Origin of the sequence: Pseudomonas quercus (assembly GCF_012033695.1) — a bacterium.
Classification (GTDB): Bacteria; Pseudomonadota; Gammaproteobacteria; order Pseudomonadales; family Pseudomonadaceae; genus Aquipseudomonas; species Aquipseudomonas quercus.
Window position 1 is genome coordinate 651344 of sequence record NZ_JAAVJI010000001.1, and the last position, 19645, is coordinate 670988.

General features: G+C 59.6%; 17 protein-coding genes. 10 read left to right on the plus strand and 7 right to left on the minus strand.

Annotation, left to right across the window (positions count from 1 at the left end; all coding sequences use genetic code 11):
• Nucleotides 1-807 precede the first annotated feature (807 nt).
• Both HBH25_RS02900 and HBH25_RS02905 read left to right on the plus strand, forming a co-directional pair.
• Nucleotides 808-2151 carry a nucleotide disphospho-sugar-binding domain-containing protein gene (locus HBH25_RS02900; protein WP_168081288.1) on the plus strand — a complete coding sequence of 448 codons (1344 nt, stop codon included), beginning with the start codon at nucleotides 808-810 and terminating at the stop codon, nucleotides 2149-2151.
• Nucleotides 2152-2317: 166 nt separating this feature from the next.
• Nucleotides 2318-3610 carry a tyrosine-type recombinase/integrase gene (locus HBH25_RS02905; protein ID WP_178088801.1) on the plus strand — a complete coding sequence of 431 codons (1293 nt, stop codon included), beginning with the start codon at nucleotides 2318-2320 and terminating at the stop codon, nucleotides 3608-3610.
• Between the two features lie 30 nt (nucleotides 3611-3640).
• Here the strand turns inward: HBH25_RS02905 and HBH25_RS23485 are convergent, their stop codons facing one another.
• Nucleotides 3641-3775, minus strand: a complete 135-nt coding sequence (locus HBH25_RS23485; RefSeq protein ID WP_267874353.1) for a hypothetical protein — start codon at nucleotides 3773-3775, stop codon at nucleotides 3641-3643.
• 123 nt (nucleotides 3776-3898) lie between these two features.
• Complete coding sequence (locus HBH25_RS02910) at nucleotides 3899-4669, minus strand: AraC family transcriptional regulator (protein WP_168081290.1); 771 nt, start codon at nucleotides 4667-4669, stop codon at nucleotides 3899-3901.
• 164 nt (nucleotides 4670-4833) lie between these two features.
• Between HBH25_RS02910 and HBH25_RS02915 the strand changes: the two genes are divergently transcribed.
• The 5 genes from HBH25_RS02915 to HBH25_RS02935 all read left to right on the plus strand — a co-directional run bounded on the left by HBH25_RS02915 (nucleotide 4834) and on the right by HBH25_RS02935 (nucleotide 9104).
• Nucleotides 4834-5760, plus strand: a complete 927-nt coding sequence (locus HBH25_RS02915; RefSeq protein WP_168081292.1) for a 4-hydroxyproline epimerase — start codon at nucleotides 4834-4836, stop codon at nucleotides 5758-5760.
• 29 nt (nucleotides 5761-5789) lie between these two features.
• Nucleotides 5790-6734, plus strand: a complete 945-nt coding sequence (locus HBH25_RS02920) for a dihydrodipicolinate synthase family protein (RefSeq protein WP_168081294.1) — start codon at nucleotides 5790-5792, stop codon at nucleotides 6732-6734.
• A 10-nt stretch (nucleotides 6735-6744) separates the two neighbouring features.
• Nucleotides 6745-8037, plus strand: coding sequence for an FAD-dependent oxidoreductase (locus HBH25_RS02925; RefSeq protein ID WP_229631781.1), 1293 nt, complete (start codon nucleotides 6745-6747; stop codon nucleotides 8035-8037).
• Between the two features lie 322 nt (nucleotides 8038-8359).
• Nucleotides 8360-8770, plus strand: a complete 411-nt coding sequence (locus HBH25_RS02930) for a hypothetical protein (RefSeq protein ID WP_168081296.1) — start codon at nucleotides 8360-8362, stop codon at nucleotides 8768-8770.
• Nucleotides 8771-8774: 4 nt separating this feature from the next.
• Nucleotides 8775-9104: a hypothetical protein gene (locus HBH25_RS02935; RefSeq protein ID WP_168081297.1), complete on the plus strand. Its 330-nt coding sequence runs from the start codon at nucleotides 8775-8777 to the stop codon at nucleotides 9102-9104.
• A 145-nt stretch (nucleotides 9105-9249) separates the two neighbouring features.
• Here the strand turns inward: HBH25_RS02935 and HBH25_RS02940 are convergent, their stop codons facing one another.
• On the minus strand, nucleotides 9250-10065 hold the full coding sequence (locus HBH25_RS02940) for an OBAP family protein (RefSeq protein ID WP_420708415.1): 816 nt from the start codon (nucleotides 10063-10065) through the stop codon (nucleotides 9250-9252).
• 190 nt (nucleotides 10066-10255) lie between these two features.
• Here HBH25_RS02940 and HBH25_RS02945 point away from each other — a divergent pair, with 190 nt between their 5' ends.
• Together HBH25_RS02945 and HBH25_RS02950 are read left to right on the plus strand one after the other, a co-directional pair.
• Nucleotides 10256-10651, plus strand: a complete 396-nt coding sequence (locus HBH25_RS02945; RefSeq protein ID WP_168081299.1) for a c-type cytochrome — start codon at nucleotides 10256-10258, stop codon at nucleotides 10649-10651.
• Between the two features lie 86 nt (nucleotides 10652-10737).
• Nucleotides 10738-12369 carry a methyl-accepting chemotaxis protein gene (locus HBH25_RS02950; RefSeq protein ID WP_168081301.1) on the plus strand — a complete coding sequence of 544 codons (1632 nt, stop codon included), beginning with the start codon at nucleotides 10738-10740 and terminating at the stop codon, nucleotides 12367-12369.
• 9 nt (nucleotides 12370-12378) lie between these two features.
• Here HBH25_RS02950 and HBH25_RS02955 read toward each other — a convergent pair whose 3' ends face one another.
• The 4 genes from HBH25_RS02955 to HBH25_RS02970 form a co-directional block, all read right to left on the minus strand.
• Nucleotides 12379-14715 (minus strand): ATP-binding protein, encoded by a 2337-nt coding sequence (locus tag HBH25_RS02955; RefSeq protein WP_168081303.1) that lies wholly within the window; start codon nucleotides 14713-14715, stop codon nucleotides 12379-12381.
• Nucleotide 14716: 1 nt separating this feature from the next.
• The gene (locus tag HBH25_RS02960) at nucleotides 14717-15409 is read right to left on the minus strand and encodes a response regulator transcription factor (RefSeq protein ID WP_324616847.1); all 693 of its coding nucleotides are present in this window, start codon (nucleotides 15407-15409) and stop codon (nucleotides 14717-14719) included.
• 674 nt (nucleotides 15410-16083) lie between these two features.
• Entirely contained in the window at nucleotides 16084-17112 is a 1029-nt protein-coding gene (locus HBH25_RS02965) for a DNA-binding protein (RefSeq protein WP_168081305.1), read from the minus strand.
• Between the two features lie 98 nt (nucleotides 17113-17210).
• A complete protein-coding gene (locus HBH25_RS02970) occupies nucleotides 17211-18185 on the minus strand; it encodes a DNA-binding protein (protein WP_168081307.1) in 975 nt (324 codons plus the stop codon).
• A 90-nt stretch (nucleotides 18186-18275) separates the two neighbouring features.
• Here HBH25_RS02970 and HBH25_RS02975 point away from each other — a divergent pair, with 90 nt between their 5' ends.
• Nucleotides 18276-19406, plus strand: a complete 1131-nt coding sequence (locus tag HBH25_RS02975) for a site-specific integrase (RefSeq protein WP_178088802.1) — start codon at nucleotides 18276-18278, stop codon at nucleotides 19404-19406.
• Nucleotides 19407-19645: the final 239 nt, after the last annotated feature.

Below are 19645 nucleotides of genomic sequence, written 5' to 3' on the forward strand. Positions count from 1 at the left end.
TGGCAGCAACAGATGAAGGAAATAGCTTCACCTCGGATTGCAGAATGGACGGGGGAGTCAGATCATTTGAATCTACTATACGCGAGCCTAGGATGTTACATGACACCTTTTGGTTTTTGGGAACGATGCTTGCGCGGTTGCGGGGTGCAGATGGCCCTAGTCCGGGTGTTTGGAAGGTTTCAGACGCGCCGCCCCAGACTTCAGACAGGGCGAGAACATTCAGGTTCAAGGCTGAAGATGATTCTAGTGGCATCTCAAAGTCAGCTCTGAAATTCCTAACATCTTAGCAATCTCGGTACGGCTGTGGCCGGCATATTTCAGTGCGTAAATAGCAGCCGCCAGTGCCAAGCGCGCGACAGGACCAACCTGCAGCGATTTGAAGATCTCATCGAGAGAATCAGTGGTGAGTGTTAATGGGGCTGCAGTTCTAATTTTCTGAAGAAAAGGCCACAGATCGGTGGGGGCTGTTAGCAAGAGACCATTACCAATAATTATTAATTTAACATAATGTGCATTACGAGTAACAAGATATTACAGCCTCGACTGTCGGAATTCAGCCCAGGTAGAAGCCCATTAACCTCATGCCCTTAACCAAGCCACCCCGACTCAGGCCGACCCTAGGCAAGGTTTTTGCAGCCTTCTGATCGCTGGCACGCATCCACCGTCCAGACATGCGACGCTCTCCACACGCGCCACTGCAAACATTGACTTGTAAAGGTTTGCGTCTACGGTGGGCTGCACAGCCGGCGTACATTCATGGATCAGCTGATGCACCGTAGCCGGTCACGCATTTACCTAAGGATACCCATGCCACGGATTATAGTTGCGACCACACCCCAGACAGGCCATGTGCTGCCTTTGCTGTCGTTAGTCTCACCCCTTAAGCGGCAAGGCTACGACATTACGTTCATCACCGGCTCCAGGGCCAAGTCACTGGTGGAAGCGCAAGGCATACGCCACGTTGCCTTGCAGGGTAACGCAAACTACGACGCCACGGATGTGAACCAGACATTCCCCGAACGCCGTAGTATTCCCGCTGGGCCGGCCTTGCTGGATTATGATTTTCGCGTGCTGTTTGTAGACCCCATGGTGGATCAGGCGAGAACAATCCAGGCGGTGCTAAACGAACGCCCGGAGCCGGCGGTGCTGATCACCAACCACATGTTCACGGGTGGGTGGCCGTTCCAGCTGGGCATGCCCGGTACGCGGCCCCTCGGTGTTATTGCCTTGGGCATCACACCGCTGATGCTGAGCGCAGGCCATCTGGCACCCTTCGGCCCAGGCCTGCCGCCGGCCCAGACGCCGGCAGAGCGGCAGCACTATGCGGGTTTGCGTGCATCGCTGGACCAGGCCCTGCAAGGCTCTAAAAAAGCCATGGACAGGGCCCTTAACACCCTAGGTGCAGCGCCAACAGCCCATGCTTTCCTGGATGCCACCACGCTGTTGCCGGACCTTTTCCTGCAAATGACCGTGCCAGGCCTGGAGTACGACCAAGCCCAGCTACCGGCCTCCATACGCATGATTGGAACGGCGCCAAGCCCCGATCAGGCCTTCTGCGCGCCATCTTGGTGGCCTGAGGTAAAACGGGCGAAACAGGCCGGGCGGCCGGTTATCTTCGTGACCCAAGGTACCGTAGCGCGCGACCTCTCGGCACTGGTGTACCCGGCCCTGGAGGCCTTGGCTGGGTTGGATGCCTTGGTCATCGCCAGTGCAGGCAAGCGTGGCGATCACGTCCTGGCCAGTGCTGGCCCCAACACCTACTGCACTGACTATCTCCCCTATGAGCAGGTATTGCCTTATGCCGACCTGATGGTCACAAACGGTGGCTATGGCGGCGTGCAACAGGCGCTACGCTATGGGGTGCCCCTAGTGGTGGCTGGCCTCTCCGAAGACAAGGCTGAAGTCGCCGCCCGTGTGGCTTGGGCAGGCGCAGGTATCAACTTGAAAACGGACCGCCCGAGTGTTTCCCAGCTTGCCACCACGGCGCAGCAGGTTCTGCATCGGCCAGGCTTCAAAGCCGCTGCAGCGCGCCTGGCTGATCAATACCAACGGCTGAGCCCTGCGTTAGCACTACGGCACGCCGTGGACCAGTTGCTTGAGCGCCAGCCTAGCCCTACCGCAGCACGATGCCCAAGCACTGCCCTGCTATAAAACGCACTTTATAGAGGGGTTATGGCCTACCGGCGCTAAACGCCAGGTTCTGGATAGGCACCCCCCTACCACCCATGCAATATCCGATAACTGCCAGACCCGGATATTGCACCTCTGCACAAATTCGGGCACGCTTGCGTCTGTCTATACGTTTGAGCGCTCGATCATGGCCACCCGCCCCCAGCCGCTGTTTGAAACCTACGACCGGTTTCTGGACCTTCACTTCATGGGTATGTCTGCAGAACGTCCCCAGGTGGTCAACTTTCTAGACAACTGCCCTGTCAGTGCCCGGCCCCTTGAAAGTTACCAGGCGGCGCGTAGTTTTCTGAAGTCCTACGCTGGCAATGAAGCGACGTTCACGTCCTATCGTACTCACGTTGAGCGCCTTTTGCTGTGGGCGTTGCTGATAGCCAAGAAGCCTCTGCTGGACCTTCGCCGTAAAGATGCCGAAGCGTTCATGGAATTTTGCCTCTCCCCCTCCGCGGACTGGGTGGGGCCTGTGGTGAAGGCCCGGTTCAATCGCATCGGTGGGCGCAAGAAGCTGGACTCAGACACGTTCGAGCCCAACCCTGCCTGGCGCCCGTTTAGCGTAACGGTAGCCAAGCGTGAACGTAAGATCGCCAGCGAAACCATGACGGCCTTGCCCTCTCCTGTTTATAGAATGAGCCAAGGTTCAGTCGCGCAGGTGTTTGCGGTGTGCGGCAGCTTTTTTCAGCATGCTATCGACGAGGGGCTTACAGAGGTCAACCCGTTCCACGCGGTGAAGCAGAAGTCGATCTACAAACAGCGTAATACCGTGGATGTCGCGTCCCGGTCGCTGACGCAACTGCAATGGAATGTGGTGATTGAAACCGCTGAGATCATGGCCCAGGAAAATACGGATCACGAACGCACCCTGTTTATCGTAGCGACCCTCTACGCTATGTACTTGCGCGTGTCCGACTTGGTTGGGCGGGACAACTGGACCCCAACCATGGGGGATTTTCGTCGGGATAGCCGCGGGCACTGGTGGCTGCATGTTGTGGGCAAAGGCAACAAGTCGGCCAAGATCAGCGTACGGGATGACTACGTGCAGACCTATCTGGTCCGCTACCGCCAGTATCGGCAGCTCTCCGCCCTGCCCTCACCCCATGAAAAACTGCCGCTGATCAGCACGCTCAAGGGGCGTGCGGGGCTCTCCGACAGGCATGTGAGGCTACTGCTACAGGAGGTATTTGACCAATCCTTGCTACGTATGAAACGTGAAGGATGGAACGATGATGAGATCGACCAGCTCCGGTCGGCTTCCTTGCACTGGTTACGGCATACTTCAGCCACGTTCGATGCCAAACACAGGGACATGAAGGATTTGCAGGCAGACTTACGCCACAATAGCTTAAGTACCACTCAAAACACGTACTACAACTCTCTGGATGAACAAAGGGCTCATTCAGTAAAGGATTTGAAAGTTAAGGTTTAACGCAACTTAGTGGAAATCTTAGTTGCGAGCTTACTCGACGATACATACCCAGCGATGATTGTGGCGATAAGGCGCACGAGTGAAGTGAATGTCTGAAACAAGTTTCATTCCATGTTGCTGCAACCTACGGGTAAGTTGTTCCAGCGTATCGGCTTCGATGGTCATTTTTTGGCTCCAGGAAATGTTCAACGGTCATAGTTCTTGACCTTCGGGCTTTTGCTGAAATTCCCTTTTTAGGGGTGCCATTCCCCCTATGTGCCGACGAATGGCCAACGGACAAGGCTGGCTTCACCGTACCTTGCGCTGGTAATGGCGGGGTGTAACGCCCGTTAACGCTTTGAATTGTCGAGTAAAAGCGCTGTGGTCGGTATACCCGCATTGCAGCGCCACCTCAACAATAGGCAGCTCGGCCTTGAGCAACAAGCGCGCGTGTTCGAGCCGGGCTTTTTGGATCAGTTGCCTAGGTGTTAGCTGAAACACGGCTTTACAGTACCGTTCCAGTTGAGCCACGGAACAGCCGGCGATTCGAGTAAGTTCCCGTGAGGTGACCGGGCGGTCAAAGTGTTCGTGAATATAGCGATCTACCAATGCTAGCCGTTCATAAGCTGGATGTGTCTGGCGTGCCGAGTGCAGGTCCAACGAAATGCCCGCCAGGCCTATGATGGTGCCGCCATTATCTTTGAGCGGCCATTTATGCGTCAGGCACCAGCCCGGTTCCCGGCTGCCATACAAGTGAAGTTCCAGTTGGCGTTCGAGCACACTTCCGTGCGTCAGCACCTTTTTGTCTTGGGCTGTATAGCTGGGCCCTAGCTGGGCCGGGAATACCTGCGCACTGGTTTTTCCCAATAGCTCATGAGCACCCCTTGCGTTGCATCGCTCCACCAAGGCGCGGTTAACCAACTGGTAGCGGGCCTGCTGGTCCTTGATAAAGATCGCAGCATTGGGAATCACATCCAGCAAAGGCCCTAGGGGCGCCAGGCTTGCCAGCAACGCCTCCAGGCTTCGGACGGCCTGGCCATGGCTGGCTTGTTTCCAGGCACTTATGGCCTCTGTCGTCATGGGAGCTTCTCAGTTATGGCATGGACTGTTCAGCCTGAGGCTATAGCGCAAGCCTGTCGAGTGCCGAATGTGCTGATTTCGTCATCCACCTACGGTAAAGGCATCAAGCTGAATGGCCACAACGTTGCCACGCTTGTGCCTGAATCAACGGGCGAGTGATCCCTATGAAACAGGTACATGTGATCGATTCCCACACAGGCGGTGAGCCGACCCGGTTGGTACTGGACGGCTTCCCTACTCCCCTGGGTGAGACGCTGGCCCTGCGCCGGGACCACCTGCGTGACCACCACGATCACTGGCGCCGTGCCTGTTTGCTGGAGCCACGAGGCAACGACGTACTGGTGGGCGCATTGCTGTGTGAACCGACTACGGCAGGTGCCCTGGGTGGGGTGATTTTTTTCAATAATGCCGGCTACCTGAACATGTGTGGGCACGGCACCATCGGGGTAATTGCCTCCCTCCACTACCTAGGGCGGATCGCCCCTGGCCTGCACACCCTCGACACACCCGTAGGCCCGGTAACGGCCACCCTCCACGAACATGGGGGCGTCACGGTCCGTAATGTTCCTGCTTACCGCTACCGTGCAAACGTGTCTGTGGATGTGCCCGGCTATGGGCGGTTCAAGGGGGACATCGCTTGGGGCGGCAACTGGTTTTTCCTGGTAGCCGAACATGGGCAGGTACTGACGCTGAAGAACGTTGAAGCGCTGACAGCGCTCACGTGGGCCATGCTCCAGGCGCTGGATGATCAAGGCCTTGAAGGAGAAGGTGGTGCAAAAATCGACCATGTGGAATTGTTTGCCAGCGACCCTGTGGCGGACAGCCGCAATTTCGTGATGTGCCCTGGCAGGGCCTACGACCGTTCGCCCTGTGGCACCGGGACCAGCGCCAAGCTGGCCTGCCTGGCGGCCGATGGCAAGCTGGCCCCTGGTGAACGCTGGGTGCAGGCCAGCATCACTGGTAGCCAGTTCGAGGCGTATTACCAAGAGGATGGCGACCGTATCCTCCCGTTTATCACAGGCCGAGCCTATATGACGGCCGATAGCACCCTGCTGATAGATGACGCCGACCCATTTGCCTGGGGCCTTTGAACCCGGCTTTACACACCTGGAGCATGTTGATGGATACCACGATTTTCAGCGGCTGCATCCCGGCCTTGATGACGCCCTGCACCTTGGCGCGCCAGCCGGATTTTTCCGCCCTGGTTGAAAAAGGCCGCGAGCTGGTCGATGTCGGCATGCGGGCGGTGGTGTATTGCGGCTCGATGGGCGATTGGCCGTTGCTGACAGAGGCCCAACGGCAGGAAGGCGTGGCGCGGCTGGTAGACGCTGGCGTGCCCACGGTGGTAGGCACCGGTGCGGTCAACAGCCGTGAAGCGGTCGCCCATGCGGCCCATGCCGCGCAGGTGGGCGCCCAGGGGTTGATGGTCATTCCGCGGGTGCTGTCTCGTGGCACATCGTTGGCGGCTCAGCGTGCCCACTTCAGCGCCGTGCTAGGCGCCGCGCCTGCCCTCCCTGCCGTTATCTACAACAGCCCCTATTACGGCTTTGCTACCCGGGCCGAACTGTTTTTCGAGTTGCGTCGCCTGCACCCCAATCTGGTCGGTTTCAAGGAGTTTGGCGGCGCCACGGACCTGCGTTATGCCGCAGAGCACATTACCTCCGGCGGCAGCGGTGTCTGCCTCATGGTGGGGGTGGATACCCAAGTGGTGCACGGCTTTGTCAATTGCCAGGCCTCCGGGGCGATCACAGGTATCGGCAACGCCTTGCCGCGCGAGGTGCTTCAGCTGGTTGCGCTGAGCAGGCAGGCCGCCCAGGGCGATGCGCGTGCGCGCCGCCTGGCGCTGGAACTGGAGGCTGCATTGCAGGTGCTGTCTTCCTTCGATGAGGGCACAGACCTGGTGCTCTACTACAAATACCTGATGGTTTTGAACGGCGATACCCGCTACGCGTTGCACTTCAATGAAACCGATGGCTTGACTGAAGCTCAACGGGGGTACGCGGAGCACCAGTACCAGTTGTTCAAACACTGGTACGCCGCCTGGTCTGCTGAGCTGGCACGCTAGAGGAGCTGCCATGACGACAGGTGCTGCGATGGGCGCAAAGGGCTGCGAGGGTGCACCAGGCATCGACGTGGCCGTAGTGGGCGCTGGGATCATTGGTGTGGCCTGTGCGCTGCAACTGGCCCGCCAAGGCCTGCGCGTTACCGTACTGGACAAGCAGGCCCCGGGGCTTGGCGCTTCCTTCGGGAACGCAGGCCACCTGGCCACCGAGCAAGTGTTCCCTATTGCAGACATGTCTATCGTCAAGCGCCTCCCTGCCATGCTCATGGACCCACTCGGGCCATTACGGCTGGATGTGCGCCATCTCCCACGTGCCCTGCCCTGGTTCCTGCGTCTGCTCCTGAACCTGCGATCGGCACCCTTCGCCCGCACAGTGGCCGGCCTGCGCGCCCTGAACGAACACAGCCTGGCTGCCTGGCAGCGTGTGTTGGGGCCGATTGGGCAGTTGCCGCTGCTGAAGGAGGATGGCTCGCTGCTGGTCTATGAGCGGCCCGAATCCCACGGCCTTGTGCAGGGGCTATCATCCCGGTTTCAGGAGCAAGGCGTGCCTGTGGAGCCTTGGGGCCGCGAAGCGATTCGGTTGTCGGCACCCCAGCTAAGTGAACACCTCCAAGGTGGGTTGTTCTTCCCGGCAACGGCTCACATGCTTGACCCGTATGCAGTGGTGTGCGGCCTGGCGGCTGCAGCGCGCGCGGTGGGCGTTCAATTCCGGCAATGCGAGGTGCTGGGCGGCGCGTTGACCGCCACAGGTATTACCCTCAGGGCCGGCGCCGGTAGCGTGCATGCACACCGGGTATTGATCGCCTGTGGGGCCCATTCGGCCCCCCTGGTGAAGGCCTTGACGGGCATCCGCGTGCCACTGGATACAGAACGGGGTTACCACCTCATGCTGCCCGGCGAACAGGAACGGCTACCCTTCGCCGTCACCTCGTTTGAAAGGCGCTTCATCATGACGCCTATGCACAAGGGCCTGCGCCTGGCGGGCACGGTCGAATTCGCCGGCCTCAAGCAACCCGCCCGTATGGCCCGTGCCTGGCAGTTGCACCGCTTGAGCCAAGGGCTGTTCAAAAAGGCACTCAGCACTGAAGGGGCCACACCCTGGATGGGCTGTCGCCCCTCACTGCCAGACTCCCTACCCGTTATAGACCAGGTGGAAAATGGCCGGGTATTGCTAGCGTTCGGGCACCAACACCTGGGGCTTACCCAGGCGGCGATCACGGCTGATCTGATCGCCCAGCTGGCTACAGCCAACGCTCCTTCTGCTCAACTGCCCGACACAGTGCCTTACCGTCTGGCACGCTTCTAGAGCGCTGTCTGCCATCCTGCCGCAGGCCGGGTTGAGGCAAGGTGGCCTTTGGTTAATTCATGATGCCTATGGTCATCACGTGTCTGCGCATCTAATTTTTATTCTGGAACCAGGAGATCTTTTCAACCACACACCGGGTTCGGCGTGTTTTTGCCAAATTATCCTTTCAAATACTGTACGTAACACAGGTGCGCAAATGCCTTTACCGCAACTCTCTCTCTCAACACGGCCCATGCAAGGGGCAGAATTTACTAGCCGTACATCGGCTGACAGCCCACCACTAAGCCCCGTTCAGCAGGGCAGTCAGGAGGTGATCAATTCCATGCTGGACGTGCAGAATTCAGCTGATCCCGGGCGATTCATAAACCAACTGCCTGATCATATAAAAACGCTACAGCAGTTGGCTGAAAAAGAGCATTACGTTGTACCTCGTGCGGTAGAAGAGCTTGCAAAAGCTCAGGGGTTTTCTACGCCCCTGCTGCCTTGTACTACGGGAGGCACCGCAGCCCTCAGGATGCTGACGATAACAGAGCTTCAAAGCCAACTCGATCATCTGAACGAGCAGGTTGCCGCATTGAGCGGTATACACAAACCGAGGGCTGAGCTTGGAATCAGAGACGTTGCCGGAGCGGCCGTCAATGGCTACAAGTACATGCTTCTCCTGGCCGTAGCCAATAATATCTACTCTGCGGGCAGGCTTATGTTGCAACATTCAGCCGGGGCGCGAAACTAATACCTTGCTTGGCCTGGCCCGCGAGGTGATTGCGCTTGCAATACATATGAAGCTATTTGGGGATATGCATCGCGATACAGGAATTATCGATCAAATCAAAAACAGCCGAAATACTAATCTTCAGGATTTACCCCAGTGGAATTTAGATAACCCTGCAGATAGCCTGGAAGCGATGCTAGAAAAAATCAACTTGGTTAAGGAACAATCACAGGTCTTGCGGAGCACTCTGGATAAATCACAAGAAACATTCTTGAAAAAAGATGTTCCCGCCATGCTGATGGGCTTTTTGACGCTTGCGTTGGCAGGGCAAATGATCAATATGGCAACTCGATAGGCGAGGCCCGCTCTGCTACACAGGCGTCACCGCCAGTGCCCAAGCGGAGCAATACAGCCTTTATCGCACTACGAACAGGTCGGGCCGCGTAGGTCGGGCCGCGTAGGTCGGCCCGCACGAAAGCGAAGGCAGCTAAGATCTTGTATCAGGGCTTAATGGTATGAGCATTTTGCGTCGGTGGTACCGGTACCCCCACCGGGCCATGATGCATGGCGCCCTGTTGCTGGCCCGTAGGGTCGGTCAGTTGGATGACCTTCCCATGCTGCCAGGCATCGGCTGCCGGGTTTACCGGTGGCGCAGGGATGTCGGCACGGTCAGCCTTTAAGCGGTTGCTGTCTATACCCAGGCGGTGATCCCGCTGGGCCACCAATGCAGGGTCCACTTGCCCGTCGGCCGTAAACCCCATCATCAGCTGAGGCACGCCCAGTGGCAGCGTCTTGTCCAGGTCGGTGTGCCAGGTATGCCAGGTCTTCCCGTAAGTATTCACCAGCTTATCCATCAAGGCATGTTCGGCCGGTGCGGGCAGGCCTGGGGCAACCAACTGGCCAGATTTCACTTCGTGCACATGGCTATGCCAAAGAGGCTTTTCAGCGGCTGGCAGGTTTGCATACAGCTGAGCGCTGATGATGTATTCCACGCCCATCAGCTTGGCGTCTTTCTGGTTACCGTCGTAGATCACGCACTGAATCACCTCTTCATTGAGAATGGCGCAATAGTGATGCGCTTCCATCTGAGCACCGGGGTGGCCATTGTAGAAGTGGAAACCGTCCAGGTAGGCGTTCAGCGCATCGATCGGCGGGCGACTTTGCAGCAGTGCTGCCCCCGCATCCAGTGCACGCGTGTCGGGCGCCTTCTGCGCGCCCGGTGCCGTCACGTTGGACACCGTGTCATGGCTACACCCTGCTACGGCATACAGCAGGGCCAAGGTGGTAGAGCCTTTGATAAAACGAACACCCATCATAAAAAATGTGCCTTATTGTGCGTGACAACCCTGGCGGCGCCAGGGTAAGGGAAAGAATAGACCCCTGCGGCCAGGCTGCGACAAGACGCCGCGAGGCCGAGTGGCTTGCCTTGCGAGCGTATCGGCTCTATTTATGGCACTGTATCGCCCACCCTTGTGCTGTCGAACGTATCACGCTGTGGACCCTGCAATGCCCTTTTATTCTTCTCGTTACCTGGCCGTTGCCCTTTTCCTGGGCATCGCTCCGATGGCCTTTGCCCAAGGCGATGCGGAGAGTGGCGAAGCCATTTTCAAATCCCGCTGCAGCGGCTGCCATGCCATCGGCCCCGGCGCGCAGCCGGCCTTTGGCCCTCAACTTACGGGCGTGGTAGGCCGGCAGGCGGGTGCGGCGCCAGGCTACCAATATTCGGACGCCATGCGGGCTTCAGGCATTGTGTGGGACGAGGAGAAACTCAAAGCCTACATCGACGATGCCAAGGCGGTGGTGCCTGGCACCCGCATGAATTTCTGGTGGATCGGCAGCGATCAGAAACTCAGTGACCTGGTCGCTTACTTGGCTTCGCAAGTAGAAAAGCCCTCGCCATAACGCCGCCTTCACGAGTAATGGCACGGGGCCGCACTAAAGATTGAGCGGTTCAGCCGATAATGAATTATCCATTGTCGGGGGTTTCCATGTTCCTACGTAAAGTTCGTATCGCCCAGCGGTCGCTATTGTGCTTTGGTTTTTTCGCCGTGCTGATCCTTGGCTTTGGCCTGTTCTCCCTTGGGCAGGTCTCTGCCATCAGAGCCTCGCAAAAGGTACTTCAGACCAATGTGCTGCCCAGCGTTCAGGCCATTGACCAGGCCCGGAACGACCTGATCGCTATCCGCCTGTACAATGGCAGCCTGCGCATGGCCAAGGACAGCGCCAGCGCCGCCACTGCCGAAGACCGTGTGCAGAAGGCGCGTAACGACTTGAACAATAGCCTGGACCTGCTCAACCCCCTGTTAGTCAGCGAGAAAGGCAAAGCCACCTATGCCAGCCTGCGCCAGGCGGTGCAAGCCTACCTGGACGTCCACAATCGCTACCTGGCCGCAGTGCGTGCCGGGGACGAAAGCACCATCCTTGCGCTCACTAACAGCACAGGGGAAATGACACAGGCCGCTGATAAGGTGCAGGAGCTTATTCAAACGCTCAATGAGCTGATCGATGGCAAGGTCAAACGCGAAGATGGCAATGCCACAGCCGCCTATGAGCAAGCCAAGGATGTGACGATCATTGTGGTGCTTCTTGCACTGGCGGCAACCATTGCTTTGGCTGTGCTGTTCACGCGTAGCCTGGTGGCACCTATTGGCCGAGCCTTGGGCGTTGCCGAGCGTATCGCTAATAACGACTTCAGCCAGGCCGTGGCACCTGACGGTACCGACGAACCTGGTCGACTGCTGGCAGCGCTGGGCCAGATGCAGGCCAACCTGCGCCGTACCTTGACTGAGCTGAGCGATTCGTCCAACCAGCTGGCCTCCACCTCCGAGGAAATGGCTGCAGTCACGGACGATGCCCTGCGTGGCATACAGCGTCAGAACGATGAAATTGCCCAGTCGGCGACCGCCATGAACCAGATGTCGGCAGCCGTGGATGAAGTGGCCAATAACGCCGTGCTCGCGTCTGAAGCCGCGCGTACGTCCAGCACAGCGGCTGAACAGGGCCATGCCCAAGTGGAGCAGACCGTTAACTCCATCAACGACCTGCAAGGGTCTGTGGACCGGGCGGCGGGCGAACTGGACTCGCTGGCCGACCAGGTACGCAGCATTGGTGGCGTGCTGGAAGTGATCCGCGGGGTAGCCGACCAGACCAACCTGCTGGCCCTGAACGCGGCCATCGAAGCCGCACGCGCCGGAGAAGCTGGCCGAGGCTTTGCTGTCGTGGCCGATGAAGTGCGTGCGCTGGCCCATCGAACCCAGCAATCCACGGCGCAGATCGAAGACATGGTGGTGGCGATTCAGGCCGGTACTGACAAGGCCGTCAGCTCCATGGCCGAAAGCAGTGAACGCGCCCGCGTAAGCGTTGAAGTGGCTCAGGCTGCGGGCGCTGCGCTGGAGGACATCACTTCCGCCATTGCCCAGATCAACGCCCGTAACCTCAACATTGCCTCGGCGACAGAAGAGCAGGCTCAAGTGGCCAGGGAAGTGGATCGCAGCCTAGTGAGCATTCGGGACCTGTCGGCTCAGACGGCCGCCGGTGCCGAGCAGACGGCAGCGGCGGGGAACGATTTGTCCCGCCTGGCGGTAGCCCTGAACGGTACGGTGATGCGCTTCAAGCTGTAGGCCAACAGGTCAGGCGTTAGCGTAGCGCGTTAACGCCGCCCGCAGCCTGGCAAGGTCCGCAGGGGTCGGAGGGGTATCAGGCGTCGCGTCCTCCCATTCGCCGGCCAGTACCGCCAGCTCAGTGGCCCCTACCATGAGCGCGGCGCCACGGATGCGGTGGGCGCGCTGGGCAGCCCGTAGCCGATCGCCTTCGCCCATGGCCGCTTCGAGTTCGAGCAAGTCCGCCTGGGTGCTGTCCAGAAACAGCGCGCGTAAGGCCTGTGGCGGCTCCGGTTTGTCCGGCAAGCCTGGCGGCGGCACCCATAACGCTAACAAGGCTTGTAATTCCGCCAGTTTCAGGGGCTTGCTCAGGCTCCCATCCATATCGCTGTCGAACACGCGGCTACGGTGAAGGTCGTCATTAGCGGCAGAAATGGCCAGTAGCGGTAGCCGCTCACGGTTGTTCCGGGCCTCCAAGGCTCGGATATGCCTAGCAACGTCATAGCCATCCATGCCAGGCAGCTGGCAATCGAGCAATACGGCTGCGAACGTATGAGGCAGTGTGAGCGCAGCCAGGGCCGCAGGCCCATCTTCAGCCAGTTGGTAGCGATAGCCCAGTGCTTCAAGTTGCAGCCCTATGGCCTGTTGGTTCACAGGGTGGTCCTCCACTAGCAGCACTGTGGAGGCATCCGGTGTCGGCAGTGTGCCCAGGGCAGGCGCGGGTGCAGGTTCGCTAGGCGCTGGCACGGCGTCCACGGGCGCGACCGGCAGCGTCACCTGTACCTGAGTGCCCTGCCCTGGCACGCTGGCCAGGCTGATGTCGCCGCCCATGAGTACTGCCAGGTCCCTGCAGATGGCTAGGCCCAAGCCGCTGCCCCCATAGCGGCGACTGGTAGAGCTGTCTGCCTGCACAAAGGGTTGGAACAATTGGTTCTGCTTATCCGTTGGTATGCCGACACCGGTATCACACACCTTCAGCGTCAACGTCGACGGCCGGAGAAGCGGCACCTCAGCCTGCACGTCAAGGTAAAGGTCAATCTGCCCTTGGGCAGTGAACTTCACCGCGTTGGACAGCAGGTTGTTCAGGATTTGCCGCAGGCGCACGGCATCTATGAGCACCACCGGCTGGGGCGGGCCTTCGCAGTGCAGCTGCAACAGGACCCCTTTGGCCATGGCCCCTGCCCGGTGCACCTGTGCAACCGTTTCAGCCAATGCCCACAGGTCCGTAGGCCTGGCGTCTAGCGTCACACGCTTGGCCTCCAGGCGCGAAAGGTCCAGTACGTTGTCCAGCAGTTCCAGCAGGTTCACGGCCGAATTGCCAGCCATGGCCGCCAACTGCTCCTGATGCGTCCCAAGGGGCGTGCGCTGGAGCAGTTCGATAGAGGACAGAATGGCATTCATAGGCGTACGAATTTCATGGCTCATCATGGCCAGGAACGCCGCCTTGACCCCTTCGCTGCGCTGGGCGCTACGCCGGGCCATTACCGCCTGCCGGGCAAAGGCCGCTAGCAGGAGCACACAGACGGTCAGGCCCAACAACTCCCAGCGGTAATAGTGAAACACGCTTGGCCAGGAAGGGGCGCCGAAGTCTGTGCCTGCAATCCAGCGGGCTTCCATCAGGTCCGTTTCCCGCGACGTTAGGCTAGCCAGCGCTTTATTGATGATCTCGCGAAGCATGGGCTCGGAGGGTGTAACGCCCATGGCCACAATGGCAGGCATGTCTGCGATGATGCCGGACAGGTGCAACTGATCGAGATATTTGCGCCTGATTACCGGCCGTAGTACTTGGTCCAGCCCGATGGCAGCATCGGCCAGGCCTTCGTCCACCGCTGCCAGTGTTGCCTCAGGGTCGTTAAGCAGCAGCAACTCGATGCTGGGGTAGTTGCGCCTCAGGTAGCGCTCGTAGCCACCGCCGCCCTTCACAGCCACCCGCAGCCCTTTGAGCTTGGCAGGGCTGTAAGCGATAGGGCTTGCTGCCTTGGTAATGATCACCGAAGCCCCTACGAAGTAAGGGTCGCTGAACAGCAGCCGTTGACGCACGGCATCATCGAGTAGCCGCACCGAAACGGCAGAAACGGCCTGCAGGTCGCCCTGCTCTATCATCTGGAGGCTGTGCTGCAGGTCTTGGCTCGGTACTGCTTCGAACACCAGGCCTGTGGTGCGCTCGATATGGTCGATGTACTCGCGGGTAAGGCCTTGGTGCCTGCCCTTGCTGTCGTAATACTCCATGGGCCAGTAGGGGTCGATGGCATACCTCACCACAGGGTGAGCACGGACCCATGCCTCCTCCCCTTGAGTGAGCACGCCTGCCTGGGCGATGGCCCCGTACGCCACGGCAACGGCGCAGGCGACCGCACGCCAGCTCATGCTAGCGGCCTTCCAGCTGGGTGCGCAGTTTGAACAGCTCGTTGTCCGAGCGCAGCCCCAGCTTTCGGTAAGCGGACTGCTTCTGGGCGCTGATGGTCTTTATGCTGCGTGAGAACTTGCGGCCGATGTCGGTAACCGAAAGGCCATCCAGGCAGCAGCGCAGCACTTCGCGCTCGCGGTGGGTCAGGCTAGCGGTGCTCACAAGCGCCGCAATAGGCTCATCTGCATCCTCCGTGGCGTGCAGAGGGTGGAGGGTAACCGTGGTGCACTGCAGTGCCTGGCGCATGGCTTCGTCCAGGTATTGCTCGCCCTCCATCACTGTGAAGATCGCAGTCAGCAGCGTGCGCGCATTCAGGTCCTTCCCTACAAAGCCCGCCACACCGCAGCGCAGGCACAAGGCAACGGTGGACGGCGTATGCAAGGACGACAGTACGATGATGCGGGTAGCTGGGTACCGGTTTCGAATTACCTTGATGAGGTTGATGCCATCCACCTCTCCCGGGCCCAGGGAGTAGTCGAGGATAACGATATCGGCTTCGGTCTGCCGCAACCCTTCAAGCAGGTTCCGGCTAGTGGTGTAAGCGCCGATTACTTCGATCCCGCGTTGCCTGGCCAACGAATGGCTGACGCCCAACAGCAATAGTTCGTGGTCATCGAGCAACATGACCCGAATAGGTGTGGCCTCCTTGCTCACATAGCACCTGCTTTATCAACGAAGTGGCCAGGCTGCGCACTAAGGCAACTGCAATCGAACGAACAATGTGACAGGCAAGTTTTCATGTAGCCAGGCCTCGAAAGTTTCTATTCATGGCACGCTTGAGGGCGCGCCGCGAGGGAGTTTGCCGGAAGGCATGGCTCGGAAATGCTCCGTTTTCAGAGCTTAGCTTGAAGACTGAGCCTTGGGAACCCAGGAGAATATTTCCCCGTTTGAATGCCTGCCTTTGATCCGGCCAGCACTGTAGGGGGTTGGCCCCGCTATGAGTATCAGATAGTTCTGAAATGGTTCTGGTCTGTAACCAATTCTAAGTACTGGCGGGTAAGTTGCGCTTGTTCAAAAGTTAGCGCTTGTTCGCGTAGGGGTTGCAGAGGGCCAAGCCTCAAACACGCTTGTTTTTTGAACGATGTATCACCGGTTAAAGCCCGCACCCATTCTCGACACGGTAGCGGGTTCAGGGGTAAGGCAAGCCCATGCATCAGGCTGATAATCGCTATCGATACCTCTGATTCATCAATACGCGTATGCAGTGCTACTGTCTTTCTCGAAGAATGATGTTGCCGGGCCGACAGCTCTCGCAGGCTGTCAGGCATCCCCCGCCGCTTGAACAGCCCGGCCCGGCGCGTCTCCACTTCGTCCTTTGGTGATAACGTTTAACCACTACCCTTTGGGGTGGTGGTTTTTTTTTGCGCGGCCTGGCCAAGCTCGGCCGTGGCCTGTGCCTTGGATTCAAGCAGTGCCTGCTCGGCCAGGTGTTGCCTCACGTGGGCCTCGGTCAATTCACGTGCCTGCGCCTGCAAGCGGTCTTCGGCGGCACGTAACGCTGCTTGCACGTCCGCGAGCTGGCTGGCCAGCACCTCCCTCGCCCCCTGGGCCTGGCCATGGGCCGTAGACAGGTGCGTGACCTGTGCCTGGAGTTGCTCGCTCTGCGCGCTCAGGGACGCGCCACGTTGTTCGGCCTGAGCCAATGCAGACTGCAGGCGCTCATTATCGCGGTTCAAGCGTGTCAGTTCACCCTGTTGTTCAACCGTGGTGCGCTGGGCCTGGCGCAGTTCGGTGTGAAGGCCTTGAAGCTGAGTATCATGCTGCTGCTGGGCCTGTGCAAAGTGTGCCTGGCTAGACACACGGTAGGCCTCCAGCGCTTGCAACGCCTGGGCGTGCTTCTCTTCCAGCGCCACTGCGTGCTGTTGTTTGTCGGCGAGCCGCGCCTCCAGGTCCTTGCAGGCCTGGGTTAGCCCAGCATTATCGGCCTGCTTTGCGTGCAGCTCGGCCTGGGTAGCCTGCAATTGCCCCAGCGCCGATGCCAACGCTTCGTCTTTCTGAACCAGTGCCGTTTGCAGACCCTCTGCCCTGTTGGCCTGCTCCGCGGCCTGTGCGTGCAAACGATGTCGATGTTCGTCGAACGCCTCCTCCGCCGAATCGATGCGGGCCTGGGCTTCGTCGTGCAACCGGGCGGCGAGGCTATTGACCAGCGCCGTCAGCTCTTCACTGATCGACCCCGTGCCCTCGGCCAAGGTGCCTTCTGCCTGATCAAGCTCTTTGAGGTAGCGGTGAATCGTGCTCTTGGAGCCCGTATTACCCAGCTCAATGCGGATCGCGTCGATGCTGGGGTTCAGGCCCCGCGCCTTCAAGGCGTTGCGTGCCTTTTCCACGACCAGCTTGCTGATTCCAACGCGTGCCATCCGGGTCCTCTCTGGTGAGTGCACTAAGGGCACTATGATTACATAGTGGCACGAGTGCTTAGCTCGACTTTTTCACTGCTGCGAACGCCTTGCTTTCTTTATTGGGCGGTCGGGTTCTTTTTGACACGGGGCTTGCGAAGGGGCGCGGCCTGAAGTTGCGCGAGCTGCTGAGCCAGTGTTTCTGCGCGGGCTTGCTGCGAAACCGCGCTGTCACGCGCGGCTTCCAGTGCCTGTTGCAGCACGGACAGCTGCGCTTCCAAGGCCTGGCGCTGTTGCTGGGCTTGCTCCGCCGTCAATTGCGCCCGTGCCTGATCCGAGGCGGCCTGTTGCGAGGCCTCGCTCAAGGCGGTACGGGCATGCTCAAGCCGACGTTGAAGGGTCTCCAACTGCTTCTGGAGTTCTCTGCGCTCCGCTTGCAGCGCCTTGTTGTCTTCACGAGCCCGGTCAACTTCACGATAGGCCCGGTCCTCGACACCTCGAACGTAGGTTTCCTGGGCCACGCGGGCCTGCTCTGCCTGGGCCTGCGCTTGCTGCAGCTGATCTTGCAGGCTGTGAACCTGTGCCTGCAGGCCTTCGTGCGAGGCTTGCAACGCCTCCCGCTGTTCGTGCAAGTCGTCTATCTGAGCAAGGCGCTGGTCCAGCAGTTGGGTCAGGTCCGCCAACCGTGTCTCGATGCCTTGGCGTGCTGTGATGGCTTCTTCGGCTTGTTGTCGCGCTTGGGCGACTGCGAGGCGAGCCTGCGTTTCCTGCTGAGCGACCTGTTCGCGCGCGTGCGCCAATACTTGGCGCTGCTCCGAGATGGAGTGCTCTACCACCGCCTGAGCCAGCGTTGTGGCTTGGCGCCACAGGGCCAGGCATGCCTGCGCCACTTCAGTGGGCAGTTCAGGCAAGCGCGTTTCACCCCGCAAGCGCGTGGCCAACTGTTCCCACCACTGGTCCAGCAGCGCGCCCACGCGCGCCGGGCTCCCTCTCCCCAGCTCCAGGCGTACCCGCTCCACTGTCGGCCGTTCGCCACGGCTCAACACCGCATCTGCCGCAGCAAATACCTCCTCCTCTGGTACACCTGTCGCCATGAACAACCCCCCTAAGCTATATTGGGTCTGATAATAGAATGTTATCCGACCTAAACCGCACATATATTAAATTAAAATACGTTGAACGTAATGAATAATACACTTAAGCCGTCTTTGCTTTCTAGCCCTGTGCTTATGGCAGACGTATTGGCCCAAGAAGCCTCAGCGGCAGCCCAGGCCTTCATCGCAGCAGGCACGGCGGCCAACACCGTACGCAGCTACCGCAGCGCGCTGGCCTATTGGGCAGTTTGGTTAAAGCTCCGGTATGGTCGCGGCCTTGAAAGCGATCCACTGTCTGCTGCGGTCACAGTGCAGTTTGTGCTGGATCACCTCGCGCGCCCTTTAGGCGATGGGGCGTGGGCTCATCTCCTACCGCCAGATGTCGACGCAGCCTTGGTCGCTGCGGGGGTTAAAACCAAGCCCGGGCCCCTGGCCTACAACACGGTCAGCCACCGGCTGGCCGTGATGGGCAAATGGCACCGCCTTCACGGCTGGGAAAGCCCCACCGACGCAGCCGCACTTAAAACCTTGCTCAGGGAGGCCCGTAAAGCACAGGCGCGTGAAGGCCTTGCCGTTCGCAAGAAAACAGCGATGGTGGCTGAACCCTTGCAAGCCCTTCTCGCCACTTGTACCGATGGTGTGCGCGGCTTGCGTGACAGGGCCTTGCTACTGCTGGCGTGGAGCGGTGGCGGTCGGCGGCGCTCTGAAGTGGTAGGTCTGCAGATAGGCGACGTGCGCCGCCTTGACGCTGATACGTGGCTCTATACCTTGGGCGCCACTAAAACCAATACAGGCGGCAGCCGGCGGGAAAAGCCCTTGCAGGGGCCCGCAGCGTCCGCCTTGGCGGCTTGGCTTGTAGCAGCGCCAGCGGTATCCGGGCCGCTGTTCCGGCGCGTGCTCAAGGGTGGCAAGGTCAGCACGGCAGGCCTGTCAGGTGATCAGGTAGCGCGTATCGTTCGCCGTCGTGCCCAGTTGGCCGGCTTGGAAGGTGATTGGGCGGCCCACAGCCTACGCTCGGGGTTTGTCACAGAGGCCGGCCGGCAGGGTGTGCCGCTAGGTGAGGTCATGGCCATGACGGAGCATCGCAGCGTCAGTACGGTCATGGGGTATTTTCAGGCGGGCTCGCTACTGGGTAGCCAAGCCACGCGGCTGCTCTCTACGCAGCAAGCGCCTGGGGAGGATAGCGCCGCACCCGTTACAGACGAAGGTAGCGAGGCCTGAACGGGTGCGTACCCTATGGCGTAGGCAACAAAAAACCCGCCGAAGCGGGTTTTTTATTCCAGACCATCCGACGTCCTGTCGGCGGCCTCCAAGGCCTGTGGTCGATCTTCCATGATACCCAGCGCCTTATCCGTGGCGCCGTTTGGATGTGCGTAGATTAAGGGGGTAAAGGTCTCCAGGCCAGAGCGATTTGCCGTACCGTCATGTAAGCCATTGCCTACACGTAGTGTGAGCCAGGC

What these genes read in the sequence shown, in the direction of transcription:
- HBH25_RS02900 (WP_168081288.1), top strand. Translation starts at nt 808, where the DNA reads ATGCCACGGATTATAGTTGCGACCACACCCCAGACAGGCCATGTGCTG.
- HBH25_RS02905 (WP_178088801.1), top strand. Translation starts at nt 2,318, where the DNA reads ATGGCCACCCGCCCCCAGCCGCTGTTTGAAACCTACGACCGGTTTCTG.
- HBH25_RS23485 (WP_267874353.1), bottom strand. Translation starts at nt 3,775, where the DNA reads ATGACCATCGAAGCCGATACGCTGGAACAACTTACCCGTAGGTTGCAG.
- HBH25_RS02910 (WP_168081290.1), bottom strand. Translation starts at nt 4,669, where the DNA reads ATGACGACAGAGGCCATAAGTGCCTGGAAACAAGCCAGCCATGGCCAG.
- HBH25_RS02915 (WP_168081292.1), top strand. Translation starts at nt 4,834, where the DNA reads ATGAAACAGGTACATGTGATCGATTCCCACACAGGCGGTGAGCCGACC.
- HBH25_RS02920 (WP_168081294.1), top strand. Translation starts at nt 5,790, where the DNA reads ATGGATACCACGATTTTCAGCGGCTGCATCCCGGCCTTGATGACGCCC.
- HBH25_RS02925 (WP_229631781.1), top strand. Translation starts at nt 6,745, where the DNA reads ATGACGACAGGTGCTGCGATGGGCGCAAAGGGCTGCGAGGGTGCACCA.
- HBH25_RS02930 (WP_168081296.1), top strand. Translation starts at nt 8,360, where the DNA reads ATGCTGGACGTGCAGAATTCAGCTGATCCCGGGCGATTCATAAACCAA.
- HBH25_RS02940 (WP_420708415.1), bottom strand. Translation starts at nt 10,065, where the DNA reads ATGATGGGTGTTCGTTTTATCAAAGGCTCTACCACCTTGGCCCTGCTG.
- HBH25_RS02945 (WP_168081299.1), top strand. Translation starts at nt 10,256, where the DNA reads ATGCCCTTTTATTCTTCTCGTTACCTGGCCGTTGCCCTTTTCCTGGGC.
- HBH25_RS02950 (WP_168081301.1), top strand. Translation starts at nt 10,738, where the DNA reads ATGTTCCTACGTAAAGTTCGTATCGCCCAGCGGTCGCTATTGTGCTTT.
- HBH25_RS02955 (WP_168081303.1), bottom strand. Translation starts at nt 14,715, where the DNA reads ATGAGCTGGCGTGCGGTCGCCTGCGCCGTTGCCGTGGCGTACGGGGCC.
- HBH25_RS02965 (WP_168081305.1), bottom strand. Translation starts at nt 17,112, where the DNA reads ATGGCACGCGTTGGAATCAGCAAGCTGGTCGTGGAAAAGGCACGCAAC.
- HBH25_RS02970 (WP_168081307.1), bottom strand. Translation starts at nt 18,185, where the DNA reads ATGGCGACAGGTGTACCAGAGGAGGAGGTATTTGCTGCGGCAGATGCG.
- HBH25_RS02975 (WP_178088802.1), top strand. Translation starts at nt 18,276, where the DNA reads ATGAATAATACACTTAAGCCGTCTTTGCTTTCTAGCCCTGTGCTTATG.